This is a genomic window from Agrobacterium sp. T29, assembly GCF_006970545.1.
Classification (GTDB): Bacteria; Pseudomonadota; Alphaproteobacteria; order Rhizobiales; family Rhizobiaceae; genus Agrobacterium; species Agrobacterium leguminum.
Window position 1 is genome coordinate 185,990 of sequence record NZ_CP040642.1, and the last position, 18,967, is coordinate 204,956.

General features: G+C 54.5%; 15 protein-coding genes. 3 read left to right on the plus strand and 12 right to left on the minus strand.

Going from position 1 to position 18,967, the window contains the following annotated elements; translation table 11 throughout:
- Positions 1–47 precede the first annotated feature (47 nt).
- Entirely contained in the window at positions 48–557 is a 510-nt protein-coding gene (locus tag FGF54_RS25965) for a MarR family winged helix-turn-helix transcriptional regulator (RefSeq protein WP_246667074.1), read from the minus strand.
- A 230-nt stretch (positions 558–787) separates the two neighbouring features.
- On the opposite strand from FGF54_RS25965, the gene FGF54_RS25970 reads away from it, so the two are divergent.
- Together FGF54_RS25970 and gcvA are read left to right on the plus strand one after the other, a co-directional pair.
- Positions 788–2,461: an AMP-binding protein gene (locus FGF54_RS25970; protein WP_371734045.1), complete on the plus strand. Its 1,674-nt coding sequence runs from the start codon at positions 788–790 to the stop codon at positions 2,459–2,461.
- 330 nt (positions 2,462–2,791) lie between these two features.
- On the plus strand, positions 2,792–3,697 hold the full coding sequence (gene gcvA, locus FGF54_RS25975) for a transcriptional regulator GcvA (protein ID WP_142781789.1): 906 nt from the start codon (positions 2,792–2,794) through the stop codon (positions 3,695–3,697).
- Positions 3,698–3,876: 179 nt separating this feature from the next.
- Here the strand turns inward: gcvA and FGF54_RS25980 are convergent, their stop codons facing one another.
- From FGF54_RS25980 to FGF54_RS26025, 10 genes are all read right to left on the minus strand, one after another.
- Entirely contained in the window at positions 3,877–5,946 is a 2,070-nt protein-coding gene (locus FGF54_RS25980; RefSeq protein ID WP_142781790.1) for an acetate--CoA ligase family protein, read from the minus strand.
- A 10-nt stretch (positions 5,947–5,956) separates the two neighbouring features.
- A complete protein-coding gene (locus FGF54_RS25985) occupies positions 5,957–6,757 on the minus strand; it encodes an enoyl-CoA hydratase/isomerase family protein (protein ID WP_142781791.1) in 801 nt (266 codons plus the stop codon).
- 108 nt (positions 6,758–6,865) lie between these two features.
- A complete protein-coding gene (locus FGF54_RS25990; protein ID WP_246667075.1) occupies positions 6,866–8,221 on the minus strand; it encodes an MmgE/PrpD family protein in 1,356 nt (451 codons plus the stop codon).
- 111 nt (positions 8,222–8,332) lie between these two features.
- The gene (locus FGF54_RS25995; RefSeq protein ID WP_246667076.1) at positions 8,333–10,303 is read right to left on the minus strand and encodes a 3-hydroxyacyl-CoA dehydrogenase NAD-binding domain-containing protein; all 1,971 of its coding nucleotides are present in this window, start codon (positions 10,301–10,303) and stop codon (positions 8,333–8,335) included.
- A 119-nt stretch (positions 10,304–10,422) separates the two neighbouring features.
- A complete protein-coding gene (locus tag FGF54_RS26000) occupies positions 10,423–11,445 on the minus strand; it encodes an ABC transporter substrate-binding protein (RefSeq protein WP_142781793.1) in 1,023 nt (340 codons plus the stop codon).
- Positions 11,446–11,492: 47 nt separating this feature from the next.
- Positions 11,493–12,260, minus strand: coding sequence for an ABC transporter permease (locus tag FGF54_RS26005; protein WP_142781794.1), 768 nt, complete (start codon positions 12,258–12,260; stop codon positions 11,493–11,495).
- Positions 12,261–12,302: 42 nt separating this feature from the next.
- On the minus strand, positions 12,303–13,136 hold the full coding sequence (locus FGF54_RS26010; protein ID WP_142781795.1) for an ABC transporter ATP-binding protein: 834 nt from the start codon (positions 13,134–13,136) through the stop codon (positions 12,303–12,305).
- 362 nt (positions 13,137–13,498) lie between these two features.
- Entirely contained in the window at positions 13,499–14,848 is a 1,350-nt protein-coding gene (locus tag FGF54_RS26015) for an MmgE/PrpD family protein (RefSeq protein ID WP_142781796.1), read from the minus strand.
- A gap of 82 nt (positions 14,849–14,930) precedes the next feature.
- Positions 14,931–15,713 carry an SDR family NAD(P)-dependent oxidoreductase gene (locus FGF54_RS26020; RefSeq protein WP_246667077.1) on the minus strand — a complete coding sequence of 261 codons (783 nt, stop codon included), beginning with the start codon at positions 15,711–15,713 and terminating at the stop codon, positions 14,931–14,933.
- Positions 15,714–15,858: 145 nt separating this feature from the next.
- The gene (locus FGF54_RS26025) at positions 15,859–16,782 is read right to left on the minus strand and encodes a LysR substrate-binding domain-containing protein (RefSeq protein ID WP_142781798.1); all 924 of its coding nucleotides are present in this window, start codon (positions 16,780–16,782) and stop codon (positions 15,859–15,861) included.
- A gap of 156 nt (positions 16,783–16,938) precedes the next feature.
- On the opposite strand from FGF54_RS26025, the gene FGF54_RS26030 reads away from it, so the two are divergent.
- A complete protein-coding gene (locus FGF54_RS26030) occupies positions 16,939–17,928 on the plus strand; it encodes a D-2-hydroxyacid dehydrogenase family protein (protein WP_142781799.1) in 990 nt (329 codons plus the stop codon).
- A gap of 56 nt (positions 17,929–17,984) precedes the next feature.
- Here the strand turns inward: FGF54_RS26030 and FGF54_RS26035 are convergent, their stop codons facing one another.
- Entirely contained in the window at positions 17,985–18,938 is a 954-nt protein-coding gene (locus FGF54_RS26035) for a tripartite tricarboxylate transporter substrate binding protein (RefSeq protein ID WP_142781800.1), read from the minus strand.
- Positions 18,939–18,967 lie beyond the last annotated feature (29 nt).

Consider the following 18,967-nt stretch of genomic DNA (forward strand, 5'->3'; position numbering starts at 1 on the left):
ATCGCGCACAACCGCTATGTCAGCGCCTGATAAGCGCTCATGTTGATTCAGTCAACTAAAAGGTTTTTTCTGTTCACGTTTCTTTTGCTTATGTCTGAAACTTTGGCTGCTTTCATAAGCGCGATCGCGATGGAACTGAGTTTTTTAAGACTCATATCCAGCACAAGCAGTTCAGCCTCGCTCAGGCATGCTTGAAACGCGTTGTTACGCTCGGTTGCAACTGCGGTCACTTTTCTGTAGAGCGCATGGCCTTTCGAGGTAAGGCTCAGGTCAATGATCCGCCCACCCCTCCTCCCTACCTCTCTAACAACAAGTTCTCTGGCAACCAGACTTCTGATGACCCGGCTCATTTGCCCCTTGTCCAATCCGCATGCTTTTGCGACCTCGTTCAATGCCATCGGCGAACGCTCGGCGAGATGAGCAATCGCGCGCCACTCACCTAGAGAAAGATCGAACTCCGCCTTGTACCGGGCTGCTGCTGATTTCGCCATGATCGCTGCCACGGTCTGGAGGCGGTAGGATAAAAGCTCACGGAGACGAAAGTTCTTTTCTGTCAAAATATTACCTCGCACGTCATATGGGTTGTTTACGCAACAATACTTCCAGCCTGTCAGATGTTCAAAAAGGTGCGGTCATCGCATCCTATTACCCCCCCAGTAGGCCAAAACAGCGCCAGAATAGGTGATAGGCCACAATTGATCAACAACGGCCACAGAATCAGTCGCCACATCAATGTTGACAATGCAACACTTGCTCTTTAGCGTTTCGAAATGCAGCAGGAGGATCCATGAAGATGGCAGGCGTTACGAATTCGCCGGGGCTGCGACACAAAACGGGAAACGATACAATGAAACTGGAAGGCATCTGCCCGCTTACGACTGAAGCGGCACTTGAACGTGCAACCGCCATAGCGCCATATCTCGAAGCCATCGTAGCGAACGATGCGCGTCTGAAGTTCGCAGAATTTGGTGAGGAAGTAGCGCGTATACGTTCAGCTTTGGCTGGATCAGGCGTCAAACACGGGGATCATGTCGGGCTTTGCCTTGGAAGCAATGCCAGGTTTTCCACATTGTTTTTCGCCATCGGCTCTCTTGGTGCGGTCGTCGTCCCCATCAATACACGCTTTCGTGCCGACGAAATTGCCTATGTCCTAAAACAGGCAAGGATAAGCTGGCTGTTCATGGCGGATAAACTGCTTACCAGCAATTATGTCGAGATGTTACGCCCGATATGTCCACAACTCGACAGCGGTCAGCGTTGCGAGCAGTTCCCCGACCTCGAAACGATCACGGTCATTGGCGATGACGTTCCTGAGGGCGCCCTGTCTTGGGACGAATTCATAGCGAGAGCGGGGGTGGCTGTAGAAGCCCGTTGCCAGCCGGAGGACGTATTGCTGATACAATACACTTCCGGCAGCACATCCTTTCCGAAGGGCTGTCTTCTGACGCATCGCGGAATGCTAGCCAATGCTTTCTTCGCGGGTGGACGCGTGGGCTTTCGCACCGGAGACCGATACCACAGCGCACGCCCGTTCTTTCACGTCGCAGGCACCGTTCTCTCCATCCTCGGGGCAATGCAGCATGTCACAACATTGGTAACTATGGAGAAATTCGAACCGGGCGAGGCGTTGCGGCTTCTCGAAGAAGAAAGGTGCACACATTTCTCCGGTAACGACACGATGGTCATCATGATGCTGAATCATCCGGACAGGGCGTTTCGAAAACTGAACCTGCGCGGCGGCTGGGCGTCTGCGACACCGAGCGTGATGAAACGTTTGATGGACGAGTTCGGCGCCCGCCAGGTGGTGACGACTTACGGCCTTTCGGAAGCTTCACCCAATGTCGCTATTTCCTGCTGGTGGGAGCCGGAAGAAATACGCGCACAAAGCAAGGTACTGCCACAGCCAGGTGTGGAAGTTCGCATCCGCAATCTGGAAACCGGAGCGATTTGCGCCGCAAATACAGCGGGCGAAATCCAGGTGCGTGGCTGGAGCGTCATGCTGGGGTACTATGACAGACCTGAAGAAACAGCGAAAACGATTGATCCAGAAGGCTGGCTCTCAACGGGTGACATAGGCATTCTCGATGAAAACGGCCGTCTTCAATTCGTTGGGCGCGCCAAAGAGATCCTGCGGGTCGGCGGAGAAAACGTTTCGCCTCTGGAAGTCGAGGATATATTACATCGCCATCCAAAGGTCCGCTTTGCACAGATAGCGGGTGTGCCGGATGAACGTCTTGTCGAGGTTCCTGCCGCTTTTATCATACTCAGGGACGGCGAAATCTGCGATGAACAGGAACTGATCGCATGGTCGAAACAGCACATGGCCGGTTTCAAGGTGCCGCGCTATGTGAGGATTATTTCCGATTTCGAAAGCATCGGGATGACAGGCAGCGGCAAGGTGCAGCGGAAACAGCTTGCCGCTTATGCTACGGAAGTCCTGGGACTTGTTGCAACTGGGTAGTGTAGACTGATAATGTTCCATGAACCGCGGGGCGCATGGCGTGCCCTGAGCAATGCGTTTTGTTGTATGAAATCCGTGGACACCTGATCAATGCTCGGCTGGTTTCGGCTTTGGAGACTTTTTCGTATCTTCTTGAGGGCGATTGGCTGTGATATTTTTCACCCCAAATTGCTTCTAGTTTTCCGTGACAAAATCTTTTCATCAACGCGATGCGGCAGTGGTACTAAACCATATATTGCTAAAGCATCGCTTACCTATCTGAATCCTGTGTGATATCTAGAAAATGTAGCTTAAAAATCCTAGGCATCCTAATCAGGTACATCAGTTACCATGTCTAACTCAATACCACCGCTTAATCCTCTGCGTACATTTGAAATCGCTGCGAGACTGAACAGTTTCACCTTAGCCGCAGATGAGTTGAACGTTTCGCAAGTTGCTGTGAGCCGCCAGGTCAAAGCCTTGGAGGACTATCTAGGTGTCGCTCTTTTCAATCGCCTGCACCGCGGTCTCGTGCTGACGCGGGAAGGACAGGAACTCTATAATGGAATTTCCGACGCCTTCCAGCAAATCGGAAACGCCGCAAGACGCGTTTCACGGCGCGGTCGACGGGATATACTCGCAGTGCAGGCATATACAACCTTTGCGCAGAGGTGGTTGATACCGAGGCTCGTAGCTTTTCACACGGCCCATCCCCGTATTGAAGTGAGACTATCGTCCTCTGCAACCGCAGCGAACTTCGACACACAGAACCTCGACGCTGCCATTCGTTCCGGAAATGGCGACTGGCCTGAATTGCACGCTGAGCGGCTGGTCGATGTCGAGTTGATACCAGTTTGCTCCCCATCTTTTCTGGAGGAATTCCCCCTCAAGCAACCCAGCGATCTTTCGAACGTCCGTCTTCTGTATTCGATGGCGCGCCCGCGCGATTGGAGCGCTTGGGCAGAAAGCGTTAAATGTGATATCGTTTCGGATAAGGGTGTGAAGTTCGAAAACTCTGCTCTGGCTTATGAGGCGGCTTCCGTGGATGTCGGTGTTGCTATTGCCGTGCGTGTTTTCGTTGAACGTCATCTTCGCACGGGCGTTCTGGTCGCGCCGTTTGAGCAAACCTGCCGCACAGGCGATGGCTATTATCTGACTTGGCCGAAAGACAAACGTCCATCTCAACCGCTCATGCAGTTTTTGAACTGGGTTCGCAAACAGATGGAGGAAGATACTGTCCGCTTGCGATCTTCATAACGAAATACGGACTTGAAAAAAGGAAAAGCGCCGACATCCTATTCGGCGCTTTATAAAGCATGTCTCCCAAAAGTGGCCTCCGGTTTTGGGAGGAGGATATGAGACAAAACAAAGAGTTAAAGCACGTTTCATGGGTAAGATTAAACATAACGTGCTTTAATTTAAGGACTTTTGCTCAGCTATTCGCCGATGACGACAAGAGCATCTCCCGCCCTTACGCCCTGACCTTCCGGCAAGACGAAAACAGGGTTGATCTCGGCCTCGACGAGGCGGTCATCAAGAGAATGCGCCATGTCAGCGAACGACAGGATGGTGGAAACCAGACCATCCGTATCGGCCAGCGGCTTGCCGCGGAACCCCTTGAGAAGCGCGGAGCATTTCAGGTTATCAATCATGGATACTGCCTGTTTCCTGTCGATAGGCAGCAACCGCAGAGATACGTCCTGATACAGCTCCGTTGTGACCCCGCCTGCACCTAGCAGGATATAAGGTCCGAGCTGGGGATCGCGGTTGAAGCCAAGAATAAGCTCGACACCACCCGTTATGTATTCCTGAACCAAGAAACCATCGATCCGAGCGTCGGTAGCGGAGCGAACGCGCGCCATCATGTCGTTACAAACCTTTAAGACCTGATCCCCCGCGACACCGACGGCGACGCCGCCGACTTCTGACTTATGGAGAATCTCGTCCGATAGTATCTTGATGACGACCGGGCCACCGAAAGTCTTTGCCGCTTCTGCCGCCTCTTCAGCTGTCGAAACAGCAAATTCCTTCGTGACGGGAACGCCGAAGCGTGCATAAAGCGACTTGGCGTCGGCCTCGTTCATCGAGCCGGCGACAATGTCGGAGCAATCGATGTTCTGTTGCTCGCGAGCTTCCACGTTTTCGGATTTTCCAACCTTCAACAGAGCGGCAAGCGCGGATGCGCAACTCTCTGGTGCTGCGAATGCAGGAACACCGTTGGTATTGAGGTGACGCACGATGTTTGGAGCTTCCGGGCTGACATAAGCAATCAGAGGCTTGTTCGTCATCGCCATAGAATCAAGGAGCGGCCGTGCCACGACATCCGGCTGCGCGATGGAGGACGACCCCAAAACAACGACAATTGCGTCGAAATTTGGGCTTTCCGCCAGTATCTTGATGATCGAGCGGAAAAGATCCGGGCGCAGACCCGCCAATGTCACGTCGATCGGATTGCGATCCAAAACCGCTTCTTTCAGCTCGAGCGCAAGCAGCTTTTCGGCGGTTTCCTGGTCAGGGCTTGGCATAGCGAGGCCAAGGCAGCCGACATTGTCGGCGACAATCGTGGCCGCACCGCCGGTAGACGTTACGATGGCAACCCGGTTGCCAGCCAACCTGCGACCGGATGCGAGAATCGCGGGGACATCGAGAAGGTCTGCAAAAGTCTGTGCCCTGATAATGCCAAGCTGCCTGAACAGCGCATCGTAAACCTCATCGGCGCCAGCCAAAGCACCCGTATGCGAGACTGCGGAATTAGCACCTGATTCAGACTTGCCGACCTTGTAAACAACGATGCTCTTTCCGGCATCGATAACGCGCTTTGCAGCAGCCCTGAATTTGGCGGCGTTTCGGATGGTTTCCAGATAAAGCGCGACGACAGTCGTCGCCTCGTCCTCTGCGAAAGCGTCGAGAAAATCAGACACTTCCAGATCACATTCGTTCCCTGTCGCCACAAGCTTGGAGAACCCGATACCACGTCCCGCGGCCCTTGAAAGAAGCGAACCCATGATTCCACCGCTTTGGGACAGGAGTGCAATCGAGCCTGACGGAAAATCGTCCATCTCCATCGCACCGGAAGCGGTGAGCATGATCTTGTCGGTCAAGTTGACAAGGCCGATTGTGTTGGGGCCAAGAATGCGCATATCGCCAGCGGCTTCCAGGAGCTGCTGCTGCCGCGCACGGCCCTCTTCACCACTCTCGCCAAACCCCGATGCCAACACGACAGCCGCTTTCGTACCGGCCTGCGCCAACTGACGGACAGATTCGATAACGCGGTCGGCGCCAACAAGAACCAGCCCGAGGTCAGGAGCGGCGGGAAGATCGCGCGGATCGGCATACGACTTGAGCCCGGCAATCGTATCATAGCGCGGGTTGATCGGGTAGATGTCGCCCGCAAAGCCATGCCGCTGCAAGTAAGCCACGGGTCGCCCCGTCAACTTTGACGGATCGTTGGATGCACCAACGACGACGACGCTGCGAGGGTTGAGAATTGTATTTACGATACTCATGTCATCTCCCTCACTTCGAAGACTTGTTAAGGAAATCCTCAACGGACTTGCGGTGTTCAGCGGTCGTGTAGCAGATAGCCTGAGCTTCACGGCCCAGAGCAAAGACCTGCTCATCCGTGCTCTCGAACGTCTTGTCGAGGATCGACTTCGTCAAGGCGATCGCGGCAGGGGAGCCGATGCAAAGCTCTTCTGCCCAGGTCTGAGCATGGTCGATCAGCGCGTCTGGAGAAACCACACGGTCCACCATGCCAATCTGAAGGGCTTCTTCTGCCTCAAGAACCCGACCGGTCAGAATAAGCTCCTTGGCCTTGGCAAGGCCAACGCGTCTTGGGAGGAAATACATGCCGCCGCCATCGGAAACGAGGCCACGCTTGATGAAGCTCATTGAGAGCTTTACGCCCTCCGATGCCACAATGAAATCGCATGCGAGAGCCATATCCAGACCCAGGCCGAATGCGGCACCATTGACAGCGGCGATAACTGGTTTCGAAATGCCGTGGATAGCGGCAACGCCCCGGTGGGTGCTCTGCTGTCGCTTCCAGCCGTTGAACGCGACCTCACCTGAAGGTGCATCCAACCGGGCGCGCATACCGCCGACATCGCCACCCGAGCAGAAACCTTTACCGGCACCTGTCAGGATGATACCGCGTACGGCCTTATCGCTACCTGCTGCTTCAAATGCTGCAATCAGCTCGGCGCGCATCTGGTCGTTGATGGCGTTGCGTACATCTGGTCGGTTCAGCGTAATCGTCGCGATACCGTTTTTTTCGCTTACCAGCACGAACTCGGCTTGGCGGTTGGCAATGTTCATCGTGTTCTTCCTCGAATTTGATGATGCGAACGGCTGCACTCCTCCGCGCCGTTTTGGCATCATTCATGATTAGTGAGAGAGGCCGTAATACTGCAACCGAGGATCAAGTCAGCCTTGGCCAACATTAGGTTGGGCAACATAATCCGCGTGATACGGCAGCTCCGTTCCGGTCAGAATTCTCACCCTTAAGGTCTCAATCTGAGGTTTAGTTAGAACGCTACCTGCCAGTTCATCGAACTTTTGAACGAGTTCCTCCAAGCTCAGGGGATTTTCTGGATCTCCCTTTCTCGTTTCTTGAAGATGATCGAAATAACGACCGTCTTTTAGCTGTACGGCCAGTTTTGCCATGCGCTGTTTGGGATAAAGGCTGGCCAACGTGGGATCGACATTCACGGAGACATTCGGCATCAATGCACGAATATCGGGATTATCGAGTGCCGCGTCTTCAAAGGCGCTCAGCCGAACCGCGCCAAGCACCATGTCGGCGGCGATACAATATTGCGTGCTGAACCGTGCATCAGCCGCGTTTTTGGGATCGGGACGATCACACATGCTTTTGGTCGCATCATATCCATCGATTGTTATCGATCTGATGTCCGACCATGTGAAACCGTGCCGTTGACGCATGAGACGGAGGCCATCGATCGCGGGGAAGATGTGGCCGCAACATCCATGGTTCTTGATCGTCATCTGCTCAATCGGGTTCCGCTCCCCCAAACCTTTCAAAGCGGTAGCCCAGTCACCCATCGAAGCGCTCGTCGCTGCCGCATAACCGGTTTTACCGTGTAAGGCATCTGGAGAGCCCGTCATGCCGCTGGCTGCGGCAAATGCCGCGAGCATACCGGCTTCAGCTGCATGCCCCGCATGTAAAGCCTTCGCCATGCCGCCGTTTTTTAAATTCTGCTGATGGCCACCGGCAAAGCTGCTCGCCAGAGAAATTGCGTGCGCGATCTTTTCTGCATCACATTTGAGCAACATAGCGCAGGCGACAGCCGAGCCCATCGTGCCGATGGTCGCAGTGGTATGCCAGAAGGCGTAATGGCTTGGCTGTACCGCGAGCGAAATTCGGCAACCAACGTCATATCCGCCGATGATCGCGCGATGAAGATCGCCTAAAGGCCTGCTCAGGTGCTGCGCGAGAGCAAGGGCTGCTGCAATGGTCGAGCTGCCGGGATGGTAGCCACCATCTCTAAAGATATCGTCGAACTCAACGATATGGCTTGCGGTTGCGTTCAGCAATGCAGCGGCCCTTGGAGAGCGTGTTGCGCCGTCCGCATAACAAACCGCACGTCCGGGTGCGTCTTCCAACTCCACTGCGCGAAGAAGAGCAAGCGACGTTTCTTGGTTGCTCCCGGGAAGCATCGTCGCGAACCAGTCGAGAAGTGCGCGCCGCGCTGCCGCCTCCAGTTGCGGCGTCAGTTGGGTCGATCTCGACCGATCTGCTTGACCTGCAAGCGCTACCAAGGGACTTTCCATAAGACATCTCTCAGAGAATAAAGGAGCCACTACACTCGCGCGGTGATGCATTTTCATGAGCGGCGCGAGCGTAAATGATCGAATAGTCAACGGTGCCGCTTACGCGACCGTTCGCACTTCGATACTTTCAGCATTCGCCATGTGCATCGGGCCACCCCTGTGGCGCGGGAAACCATAGCCGTTGACCATCACGACATCGATATCACCGGCATTTTCGGCGATATCTTCTTTCAGCACCGCCATACCCTCTTTCTGGATGGTGAGGATGATACGGCTCATGATGTCTGCCTCGGTGAAGGGCCGGCGGGAGATACCAGCCCGCTTGCTTTCATCGAAAATGATGTCTTTTACCTCGTCGTCCAGGACGGGCTTGCCGCTGGCGTAATCATACCAACCCTTGCCGGTCTTTCTGCCAAAGCGACCGGCCTCGCAAAGCCTGTCGGCGATATGGGCCACACGTTCGCCGCCTGATCTTGATGGGGCTTTAGCCTTGCGCTGTGCCCAGGCAATGTCGAGACCGCTCATATCCTGAACCTCGAATATACCCATGGCAAAGCCGAAGTTGCGCATGGCAGTATCAATCTCGGAAGGCAGGGCACCCTCTTCCAGCATGAATTCGCAGTCGCGACGATAGGCGGCCATGATCCTGTTGCCGATGAAGCCATCGCACACACCGGACACGACCGGAATCTTCCGCAAATGTTTGGCAAGTTCGTGAGCTGTGGCGAGAGCAACGGAACCCGTTTTGGCTCCCCTTACGATTTCCAGTAGTTTCATGATGTGGGCAGGGGAGAAGAAATGCAGCCCCAGAATTCTTTCCGGATGATCCGTCGATGCAGCCAACACATCGACATCCAGATAGGACGTATTGGTGGCCAAGATCGCTGTATCCGGCATAATGGCATCGAGTTTGGAAAAAACCTCTCGCTTGACCGCCATATCCTCGAACACAGCCTCGATAACGAGTGGGCATTCTTTCAGTGCATTAAAATCCGAAGCCGTGACGAAGCGTTGCATTGCCAGCTCCGCCGCTTCAGCGGTGATGACTTTACGCTCAGCGCTTTGAGTGAGCGTTGACTGCACGCGCTCCTGCGCCTTTTGCGCCGCGTCAGCTGTCTGCTCTACAAGAGTTACATATGAGCCGGCAAGCAGCAATGCGGCAGCGATCCCCGCCCCCCTCGTTCCACCGCCGATAACACCGACATGTGATAGATCGACCGGAGCCACGGATGCATTCTTGAGGCTCTGCCCGGCGTTTCGTTCTGCGAAGAAAATATGTTTCAATGCACGGGATTCATCAGACAGGGCAAGCCGCAGAAAGCGCTGTCTCTCCCTGGCGAGCGCCGTGTCAGGATCGTACGTTGCCGCATCCTTCAGCGCTTTAAGAGCTTCAACAGGTGCCACCGCGCCGCGTGCCTTCGAACGGACCGAGCGTTGTGCCGCTTCCCAGTCAACACTGTCTGCATCTTGAACTTCGCATTGAAGCAGCGGCTCCACAGGGTTTTTCAAAAGCGACCACGCGTAACGGAGCGCTTCCCCTACCAAATCACCTTCGACAAGCCGATCAATAAGACCAGTGGCCAAAGCTTCATCTGCCGACACAGGTTTTCCGCTGGTAATAAGACTGATGGCTTTTTCCAAAGGGATCAATCGCGGAAGCCGCACTGTTCCACCCGAGCCAGGTATGACACCGAGTGTAACTTCAGGCAGCCCTAGTTTCGTTCCCTTTACAGCAACGCGTCCGTGACATGCCATGGCCAGTTCAAGCCCACCACCAAGCGTCGTGCCATGCAGGGCCGCCACCCATGGCTTGCCGGATCTATCGATCTTTTGCAGCACGTCCGGCAGATAAGGCTGCTGTGGATTTCCAAGTTCATTGATATCCGCGCCGGCAACGAAAGTTCTTCCAGCGCAGCATAGCGCCACGGCTTCGATATCTGCGTCTGCCTCGATCGCCTCGATCACCGAAAGGAGTTCTTTACGGACCTGCTGGTTCAGGGCATTGACCGGAGGGTTGTCGATGGTGACAACCGCGATACGATCTTCGACTTTGAAATCTACCAACGCCAATTTCCTGCCTCCTGTCGTCAACCTCTCCTGTGTGCTTAACCCATCGAGAGGAAAAATGCGGTTGTGAGCGGTGAGGCTTTCGCTTTCCCCCGCTCACTAGCTATTTTCAATTCACACGGTCACTTCTTCAGTTCTGCGACAGCCTGTTCGACATAGCTGTTATCGAAATAGGTTTCCGGTGTGCCTGCAATCTTGGCTCCCTGAAGTTCGCCCAGGAACTGTATGACGCGACCGACCGTTTCGGGGGTGAGTGCCGGTGTTTCAGGATAAGTGCCAGCATTCGACTTCCATGCCGCCTCGAACACTGGATCGGATGTCGCTTCGAAACGCTTGCGAACCGCAGCCTTGGCTTTTTCAGGATCGTTACGGATGAGGGTATCGGCCTTGGTGATTGCCCGCAGGAATTTTACGGCCAGTTCGCGATTGCCAGCGAGCCAACTGTCCTGTGCGGAAATTGCAATCGAAGGATATCCGGCAAGCGGCTTATATTGCCCCGAAGACATATCGATCAGCATCTTTCCCTTGTGGTCGAGGATGGCAATATCCGAGGTCGGCGAAGAGAGGGCAAAGCCGTCAATACGGTCACGGTCGAACGATGCCAACATTGCACCGCTGTCGTTCATGTAGAGAAGGCTCATGTCGCTTTCAGGCGAAAGCTTTGCTGCGCCCGCAAGGTGGCGCACCAGAAAGTCGGCACTACCACCGGCACCGGCTGCGGCAATTTTCAAGCCTTTAAGCGCAGCGAGACGCTTCTCCATAGGCATTTCCGGTGTGAGGCCAATGCGCTTGGCGGCTTCTTCCGTCACCACGATGTTGGACGCGTACTGGTCGATCATCGCACCGATCAGCTTTACCGGTGCACCTTTCTCGGTGGCATTGATAGCGTTCTGCACCGAGCATGAGCAAATCTGAACGCTGCCACCCACAAGTCCAGACATGGCAGCACCGCCACCCTTGAACTTAACGAGTTCTACATCCAGTCCTTCTTCCTTGAAAAGGCCGCCGTCATAGGCAACGAAGAGAGGAAGGTGGACGAAGCCGTCAGTACCCAAGGCGACCTTCAGTGAGTCCGCCGAGTGAGCGGGCCCGCCGATAAGACCGACGGCCATTGTGATTGCAGCAATAATTGACCGAGTAATCATATTTTCCTCCCATGATTTCTCAAATTTGTGCCTTCGAGTATTCGATTTCAGATCGTCAGCTCGCGGTCGTTGGCCACCGTCTTCCAGGGCATCAGCTTCTTTTCGGCAAACTTCACCGCCATCTGCAGGCAAAGCGCGAGGAAGATAATGGCGATCAGCGCCGCGAACACGCCGCCTGTATCGAGCTGTCCCGCAGCATCCTGAAGCAGGTAACCGAGGCCCCGGTTGGATGCCATGATTTCACCAACGATCGCGCCGATCAGAGCATAGGGGACCGAAAGCTTAAGGCCGGTGAACACCCACTGGATCGCCGAAGGCATGATGACTTTTGCAACGAGGTGGCGTTCTTTCGCCCCCATGAGACGCAGAATTTCAACCAGCTCGCCGCTGACACTTCTAACGCCGCTATAGGTATTGAGAAAGACGAGGAAGAAGACGATGACTGCAGTCAGCATGATTTTCATCTCGATGCCGATGCCGAACCACATAATAAAAAGTGGAGCCAGCGCAACCTTGGGTAAGCTATAGAGCGAGATAAGGATGGGATCGAGAAGCTTAGCAAGCGTTTCATTACGACCAAGGATCAGGCCAACCGTGATACCCGCTGCCGCACCGAGCGCAAATCCACCCAATGTTTCCACCAGCGTAATCCAGCCATGATCAAACAGCCGACCTGATGTTAGCAGCACCCAAAAGCGCGCGCCAACTTCAAGCGGACTGCTGACGAAGAATGGATCGGCAAATCTGCCCGACGCAAACTGCCAGATGCAGAGAAGCGCCAGTATCAGCGCAATTCTTCCCAAAAATATTTTCATGTTTACCTCCCGAAATCGGTCTTGACGCCGGCACCGCAAAAGTCAGTGCGCAGCGGTCATTGAAGGCGCAAGAATGTCCCACAGATCGGAGCAAAGTTGCTGATAGGTCTGGTCCTTGCGCAAAGCGAGGATCGAACGCTCGCGAGGAAGCGGAACCTCGATGTTCTTTACGATCGTTCCCGGTCTGCCGGAAAAGACGAGGCATCGATCTCCCAATGCCACAGCCTCATCGATATCGTGCGTGACGAACAGCACTGTCTTTTTAAGCCTGCGCGACAGCTGAAAGAGTTCCGTCTGCATCTTGATGCGCAGTTGCGCGTCCAGAGCGGCAAAGGGCTCGTCGAGAAGCAAAGTTTCAGGATCATAGGCCAGCAATCTCGCAAGCGCCGCACGCTTGCGCATGCCGCCCGAAAGCTGTGATGGATACGACTCCAGAAATTGCGTCAGGCCGACGAGTTCGGCAAGCTCTTCGACGCGCGCCTTGCGCTCGCTCTTGCCCAATCCTCTTATTTCGAGAGGCACCGCGATATTGCCTGCAACCGTCCGCCACGGAAGAAGGTGGTCGCTCTGCGTCATGTAGCCCGTGCGTCCGTTGACGTCGGAGATAGGAACATTGCGGTATTTCACCGTGCCGACCGTTGGCGAAAGCAGACCAGCGGTCAAGTTCAGCATTGTCGACTTGCCGCATCCCGACGGGCCAACAATCGTGACGATCTCGCCTTCGCGAATATCGACATTGATGTCCTTGGTGGCCTGGATCTCGGCGACACCTGCCTTGAATGTCTTACCGACACCTGCAAACGAAATTACGACTTCGGCCTCCGTCTCGACGGGGGTGAAGGAAACGCTCTTTATGACTTTTTTGGTAGACGACATAAATCCTCCCATGCATGCGTCATGTCCATCTCGCCCTGACTAAAGACCAAAGCGGTGATGACTGGAGATTGGCTAGAAATACGAAGAAGATCGAAGAGGCATCAATCGAGCATTGAATGCCCACCGTGACCTTTACGACCCGAGCCTCCCAACTCCTCGCGTGCAATCCTATGCTTCGAGGGTGATCTTTCGACCGGAAGTCCGCAAGAAACTTTCAAGAGCTCTATGCCCAACAAAATGTTGGGCATAGAGCGGAGATTAGAGCATATGCATAAAAGAAATAAGGCTCATCCGAGCCACATTTCGATATGCTTCCGCTGATGTATCTAGAAAGTCTGTGTTACTAACACGTAGTGGTGCGACTAGCTTGCGAGCAAGGACAAATCGTCGGAGAACAGGTCATCGCGCAGAATCTTTTCCTTCAACGCCAATTGAGAGCGAACTCCAAGCGGAGAGGTTAGCTCCATGAATTTTTCCACGAGCTCTCCGTCTGAAAGCGGATTTTCAGGATCTCCCTTTCTGGTCTCCTGATGATGCTCGAGGACCCGACCATCCAGAAGCTCAACCCGAATTTTGGCCTGCCGCAAACGAGGGTAGAGTGCGGCGATTTCATCGTCGGTCGTAACCGTGATGTGGTCCATGAATTGCCGGATCGCTGGATTGCCGAGCGTTTTTTCAGAGAACGCGTCCAATCGTACCTTGCCTGTAACCAGAAGAGCTGAAACGCAATACTGCAAGCTGAACCGGGCGTCTCGTGCGCTTTCCACCTGCATTCGATCGCAGATCGACTTTGTCGGCCCGTAACCCGATACATGAACGCTTTTGATATCATTGCGCACCAATCCGTGCTTTTCCATCAAGATCGACAGCCCGTCGAGGGTTGGGAAGATATGTCCGCAACACCCATAGTTCTTGAAGGTGATCCGCGTGATGGGCGTCCAGACACCTAGTCCCTCAAGAGCGGCTTCCCAGTTACCCCGGTCGTCGCTGGTCGCTGCAGCATAACCATGCGGCGCGTGCAGACTGTTGAGAGAGCCTGTTATTCCGGCGGCGGCGGAAAGACCGGCAAGAACACCTGCGTCAGCCGCATGGCCACTGTGCATCGGCTTCGTCAGCCCCTCACCCTGGAGATTTTCCTGATGTCCACCAGCGAAGCTTGTCGCAATCGCGATTGCGTGCGCGATTGTCCCGGCTGATCCACCTTTCAACATGGCCGTTGCCACGGCAGCGCCAATCGTACCAACTGTGGCCGTGATGTGCCAATTGCGATAGTGGCTCGGCTGCAAAGCCAGTGCGATACGGCAGCCCACTTCGAAGCCACCGATAACCGCTCTCAGGAACTGCTGATATGTCGCACCCATGTCTTGCGCCACGGCGAGTGCTGCAGAGATGGTCGGGCTGCCGGGATGATACCCGCCGTCGCGATAGATATCATCGAATTCAGCCGTGTGGCTCGCAGTTCCGTTGAGGAGAGCGGCATGACGTGCGGAGCTCGCCTGTCCATCGACGTAACAGATCGCTTTTCCCAGACCTCGCTGGGAAACAAGTGCCTTTGCAAGAAGCGGCGCAGGGCCCTCATGACAACCAGGCACGAGTGCTGCAAACCAATCGAGGACAGCTCTGCGTGCATGGTGTTCAACGTCGGGATCAAGCGGCTTCGTGTTCCATGCCGCTGCTACATCTGCCAGTACGATCAGGGGATTGATGGTCATCTCTTTATCTCCGCAGCCTATTCGTCGGCCAGAGCCAGTGAATGCTTCAAGTCTTCCTCACACGCATGAAATAATCGGCATCCTAGCCCCTCTTGAGAAGGAGGCCTCCATCCACGGGCAGAAGAACACCTGTGACGTATTTCGCTTCTTCGGATGCGAGGTAAACCGCAGCATGGGCAACATCCCAGGCGCTTCCCATGTAGCCAATTGGGACAAGACTGTCTCTTTCTGCACGTATATCTTCATGCGTACGACCGGTTTCCTTTACCCTCCGTTCAATAGCCATTGGAGTATCGATCAGTCCCGGAACGATTCCATTTGCTCGCACCCCGAAACCTGCGTTTTCAGCCGCAATATGCTGAGTAAGCGTATTTATGGCACCCTTGGATGTCTTGTAGGCAACCGTTGGACGGCTCGAAAGCGACGAGGTTGACGAGATATTGATGATCGATCCTACCTTCTGGGCGCGCATAACCGGCAGAGCGTATTTGCACGTCATAAACATGCTTTTGAGATTGACAGTCATGATCCGGTCCCAGTCCTCGACAGCAAGATCGGATGTCGGGCGGTCGCCCGTCGATGTTCCGATATTATTGTGCAGAATATCGACGCGACCATAGCGTTCAACCGCAATCTCGATCAGCCGCTGGCAAGCGTCCTCATTCGTGACATCGGCCTCGAATACCGTCGAGCGATCATCCAACCGAAGTGATCGTCTCGTCTCTTCTGCCCATTCTGCGTTGCTATCGACAAGCAGACATGTCGCGCCCTCTTCGGAAAATCGAATCGCTGTGGCACGCCCATTTCCAATGCTCGAACCGGGCTGCTGACCTGCCCCGACAATGACCGCAATCTTACCGCTCAATCTCCCGCCCAAAACATCCTCCTCAATGCTATTTCCTCGCAGAGAGTGTATCAGTCGATACTACTGAATTTGCCTGATGTTTAGTCAGGCTGCTACAGCCGGACCTTTGCAGAAGCGCCAACCAGGTCACATCCGGTTCGCGGGATCACCCGTTCTTGCGTGCCGAAAAAAACTCGGGCGCTTCGCCCACCTGTTCCAGCAGCCAGTCGATGAACCGCTTCGTCTTTACGTTGACCGAGACACTTGTCGGCCAGACGACATAGAAGGCCGACCCCGTGGGGATGGCCTGACGGAGGGGGCGGACCAAACGCCCTTCTGCGACCGCTTCATCAATAACACCGATCTGACCCAACGCCATGCCAAATCCCTTTTCCGCTGCAGAAAAGGTCAAGAGTGAGCTATCGAACTCCATGCGTTGATGATGTGCTATATCGACGTCATGGGCTTCGGCCCATTGATCCCAGGCCCTTCGACGATACCGTGAATGGATAAGATTGCAGTGCGCGACGTCTTCGGGTTGCGACACAGGTCCAACCGTTTCTAGATAACGCTGGCTGCACACCACATCGATTTCCTCATCGAACAGCCTGCGGCATTTTGCATCGCGCCAGGTTCCCGAACCAAGCTGCACAGCCACGTCCAGATGTGTGCCACGAAAATCGAGTGGCTCGACGCGGGTGTCGAACCGGACGCGTATATCCGGAAACCTAGCCGTAAAATCCACCAGCCGGGACATCAGCCAGTAGTTTGCGAATGTCGGGTAAATTCGCAGATTTACGGTACTTTCCGTTTCCTGGTTTATGATGCGTTGCGTTGCCAATTCAATTTCATCGAAAAGACCTGAGATTTCATGCCCGAAAGCACGTCCGACCTCCGTGAGTTTGGCCGAACGCTTACCGCGCTCGAACAAGCTGACATTCAGATAATTCTCCAGAATGGAAATCTGCCTGCTGACGGCAACCTGACTGACGCCAAGCTCTCTTGCAGCCGCTGTGAACGTTTTGTGCCGACAAGCCACCGCGAAGGCGCGAAGAGGATTCAACGGTAGATTAAGTCGTCTCAATTGCATAATGTCAGGTTTTCCTGGAGCGATCATTAGGCTGTAGAAGTTTGCACAGCTCGAGTTAATTTACGAACGATAAGCCACGAACATGATGGTTTACGAAGGATGAGCCCATTGCGGGTCTACTCGATAAAATCTATGTTCCTAAAGGAAGCGCCACCCATGATAAAGCCGCGCCATGTTCCGCTAGATAGAAAGGCAAAGATTGCCGTTCTGGATGATTACATGGGCGTTGCCCACCAGCTTGCGGACTGGGACAAGCTGCGGCAGCGTGCGGAGGTCACTTTCCTCACCCAACCATTGTCTGACCCGGTATCGGAGCTTGCACAATATGATGCGATCTGCCTGCTGCGGGAAAGAACCGCCATCACCTCTGAGTTGCTTCACGCTCTTCCTGGGCTTCGTGCAATCATCGCGACCGGCAGACACAACCGCACCCTCGCATATGAAACCGCCGCCGAACTCGGCATCACCGTGCTTTCCACGACCGGAAGCGGAAACGGGCAATATGCCACCGTTGAACTCGCCTGGGGCCTTATCATTTCGCTCATGCGCCAAATCCCCGAAGAAGCTGCGGCGATGAAATCGGGAGGGTGGCAAACCCGGCTGGGCAACAGCCTCTATGGCAAAACGATCGGCATCATCGGGCTGGGCAGATTGGGCAGCCGTATGGCGCATGTTGCAAAAGCTTTCGGCATGAACGTTTTGGCTTGGAGCCCCAATCTTACTTCCGCGCGTGCGGAAACAGCAGGTGCAGTTCTGGTTCCCCGCAACACTCTTCTCAGCCAGTCCGACGTAGTGACTCTCCAACTTGTCCTTGGTGAAACGACTCGCGGAATTCTCGATGCAAACGCTCTTGAAATAATGAAGCCGGACGCGATCCTCATCAACACATCGCGCGGACCGCTCATCGATCAAACAGCGCTGATCGCTGCGCTTAAAGAAGGGCGGCTGCGGGCGGCTGGTATTGATGTCTTCGACCATGAACCGCTATCCGCCTCTCATCCACTACGTGAACTCGACAACGCGCTGCTGACGCCGCACCTTGGCTATTCGGTTCGTGAAACTTTCGAGAGCTTTTACCAGGAGACCGTCAAGAACCTGGAAAACTGGCTCAATGGCAAACCCGGGCTGTCGGGAGGAGCGACTTAACAAACATGCGAAAACAGACAGGCGCCCGGTCGACCGGGCGCCTTAGGTGGTCTGCATCACTGAGCGACGATACTGCGCTCCTGCGCGAGCTTCGACCAAAGATCCATTTCCTTTTCGACCTGCTCCTTGAATTCCGCAGGAGAGCCTTTGCCAGGCTGAACGAAATTGTCGGCCAAAACTTTCTTGAATGTATCCCGCTCAAGTGCGGCGTGCATGTCGGCGTTGATCTTCTCTACCAGTTTCGGGTCCATATTACCTGGACCGAACAGCCCGTTCCAGCCATCGATCTCAATTCCCGAAACGCCGTTTTCTCCACTTGATTGAACATCGGGCAAGGCGTCATATCGGTCTGGCCCAAGGATAACAAGTGGTTTGACCTGACCGTTGTTTACGTATGGCATAACGCTCGCAGTGTTGCTGATATAGACATCAGCATGGCCACCCATCAGATTGACCTGCGCTTCACCACCTCCGGCATAGTGAACCACATCACCGGGAATATCGCCCTGCTGCATCAACAATTCGGCAGCAAAGTGGCTCGAACTTCCAACACCCGCCGTGGAAAAGAACATAGGGCGCTCTTTCGCCTCTTTCAGAAATTCTGCGAAATTGGTGGACTTCACGTTTGCTCCCGCCACTGCCATGTAAGGGCTGGTAGCGACCATGCCGATTGGCGTTATGTCGGTTTTAGGGTTGAACGGCAGAGATTTCTGCACCGCTGGAGCGGCGGCGTGCGCGGCGGTATTGACCAGCAACGTGTATCCGTCAGGCTTCGATTTCGAAAGATAAGCGGTTCCGATCATCGATCCGGCACCCGGACGATTTTCAACGATCACAGGCTGCCCCCATATTTGGTTCAACTCATGTGCCAGCTGACGAGCGATGAGGTCTGTAGAACCGCCGCCGCCATATGGAATGATGATCGTGACGGTTTTATTCGGAAAATCCTGAGCCGATGCCGTGCCAGTCCCAGCCACGAAGCCAAGCAATGCAATCTGTAGAAATTTCATCTGTTTATCCTCCCGTTTGAATTTGACAG

Excerpts from the sequence above, each read along its gene's own strand:
- FGF54_RS26025 (WP_142781798.1), bottom strand. The coding sequence starts at position 16,782 with ATGCAATTGAGACGACTTAATCTACCGTTGAATCCTCTTCGCGCCTTC.
- FGF54_RS25985 (WP_142781791.1), bottom strand. The coding sequence starts at position 6,757 with ATGAACATTGCCAACCGCCAAGCCGAGTTCGTGCTGGTAAGCGAAAAA.
- FGF54_RS26010 (WP_142781795.1), bottom strand. The coding sequence starts at position 13,136 with ATGTCGTCTACCAAAAAAGTCATAAAGAGCGTTTCCTTCACCCCCGTC.
- gcvA (WP_142781789.1), top strand. The coding sequence starts at position 2,792 with ATGTCTAACTCAATACCACCGCTTAATCCTCTGCGTACATTTGAAATC.
- FGF54_RS26015 (WP_142781796.1), bottom strand. The coding sequence starts at position 14,848 with ATGACCATCAATCCCCTGATCGTACTGGCAGATGTAGCAGCGGCATGG.
- FGF54_RS25980 (WP_142781790.1), bottom strand. The coding sequence starts at position 5,946 with ATGAGTATCGTAAATACAATTCTCAACCCTCGCAGCGTCGTCGTCGTT.
- FGF54_RS26035 (WP_142781800.1), bottom strand. The coding sequence starts at position 18,938 with ATGAAATTTCTACAGATTGCATTGCTTGGCTTCGTGGCTGGGACTGGC.
- FGF54_RS26000 (WP_142781793.1), bottom strand. The coding sequence starts at position 11,445 with ATGATTACTCGGTCAATTATTGCTGCAATCACAATGGCCGTCGGTCTT.
- FGF54_RS25970 (WP_371734045.1), top strand. The coding sequence starts at position 788 with ATGAAGATGGCAGGCGTTACGAATTCGCCGGGGCTGCGACACAAAACG.
- FGF54_RS26030 (WP_142781799.1), top strand. The coding sequence starts at position 16,939 with ATGATAAAGCCGCGCCATGTTCCGCTAGATAGAAAGGCAAAGATTGCC.
- FGF54_RS26005 (WP_142781794.1), bottom strand. The coding sequence starts at position 12,260 with ATGAAAATATTTTTGGGAAGAATTGCGCTGATACTGGCGCTTCTCTGC.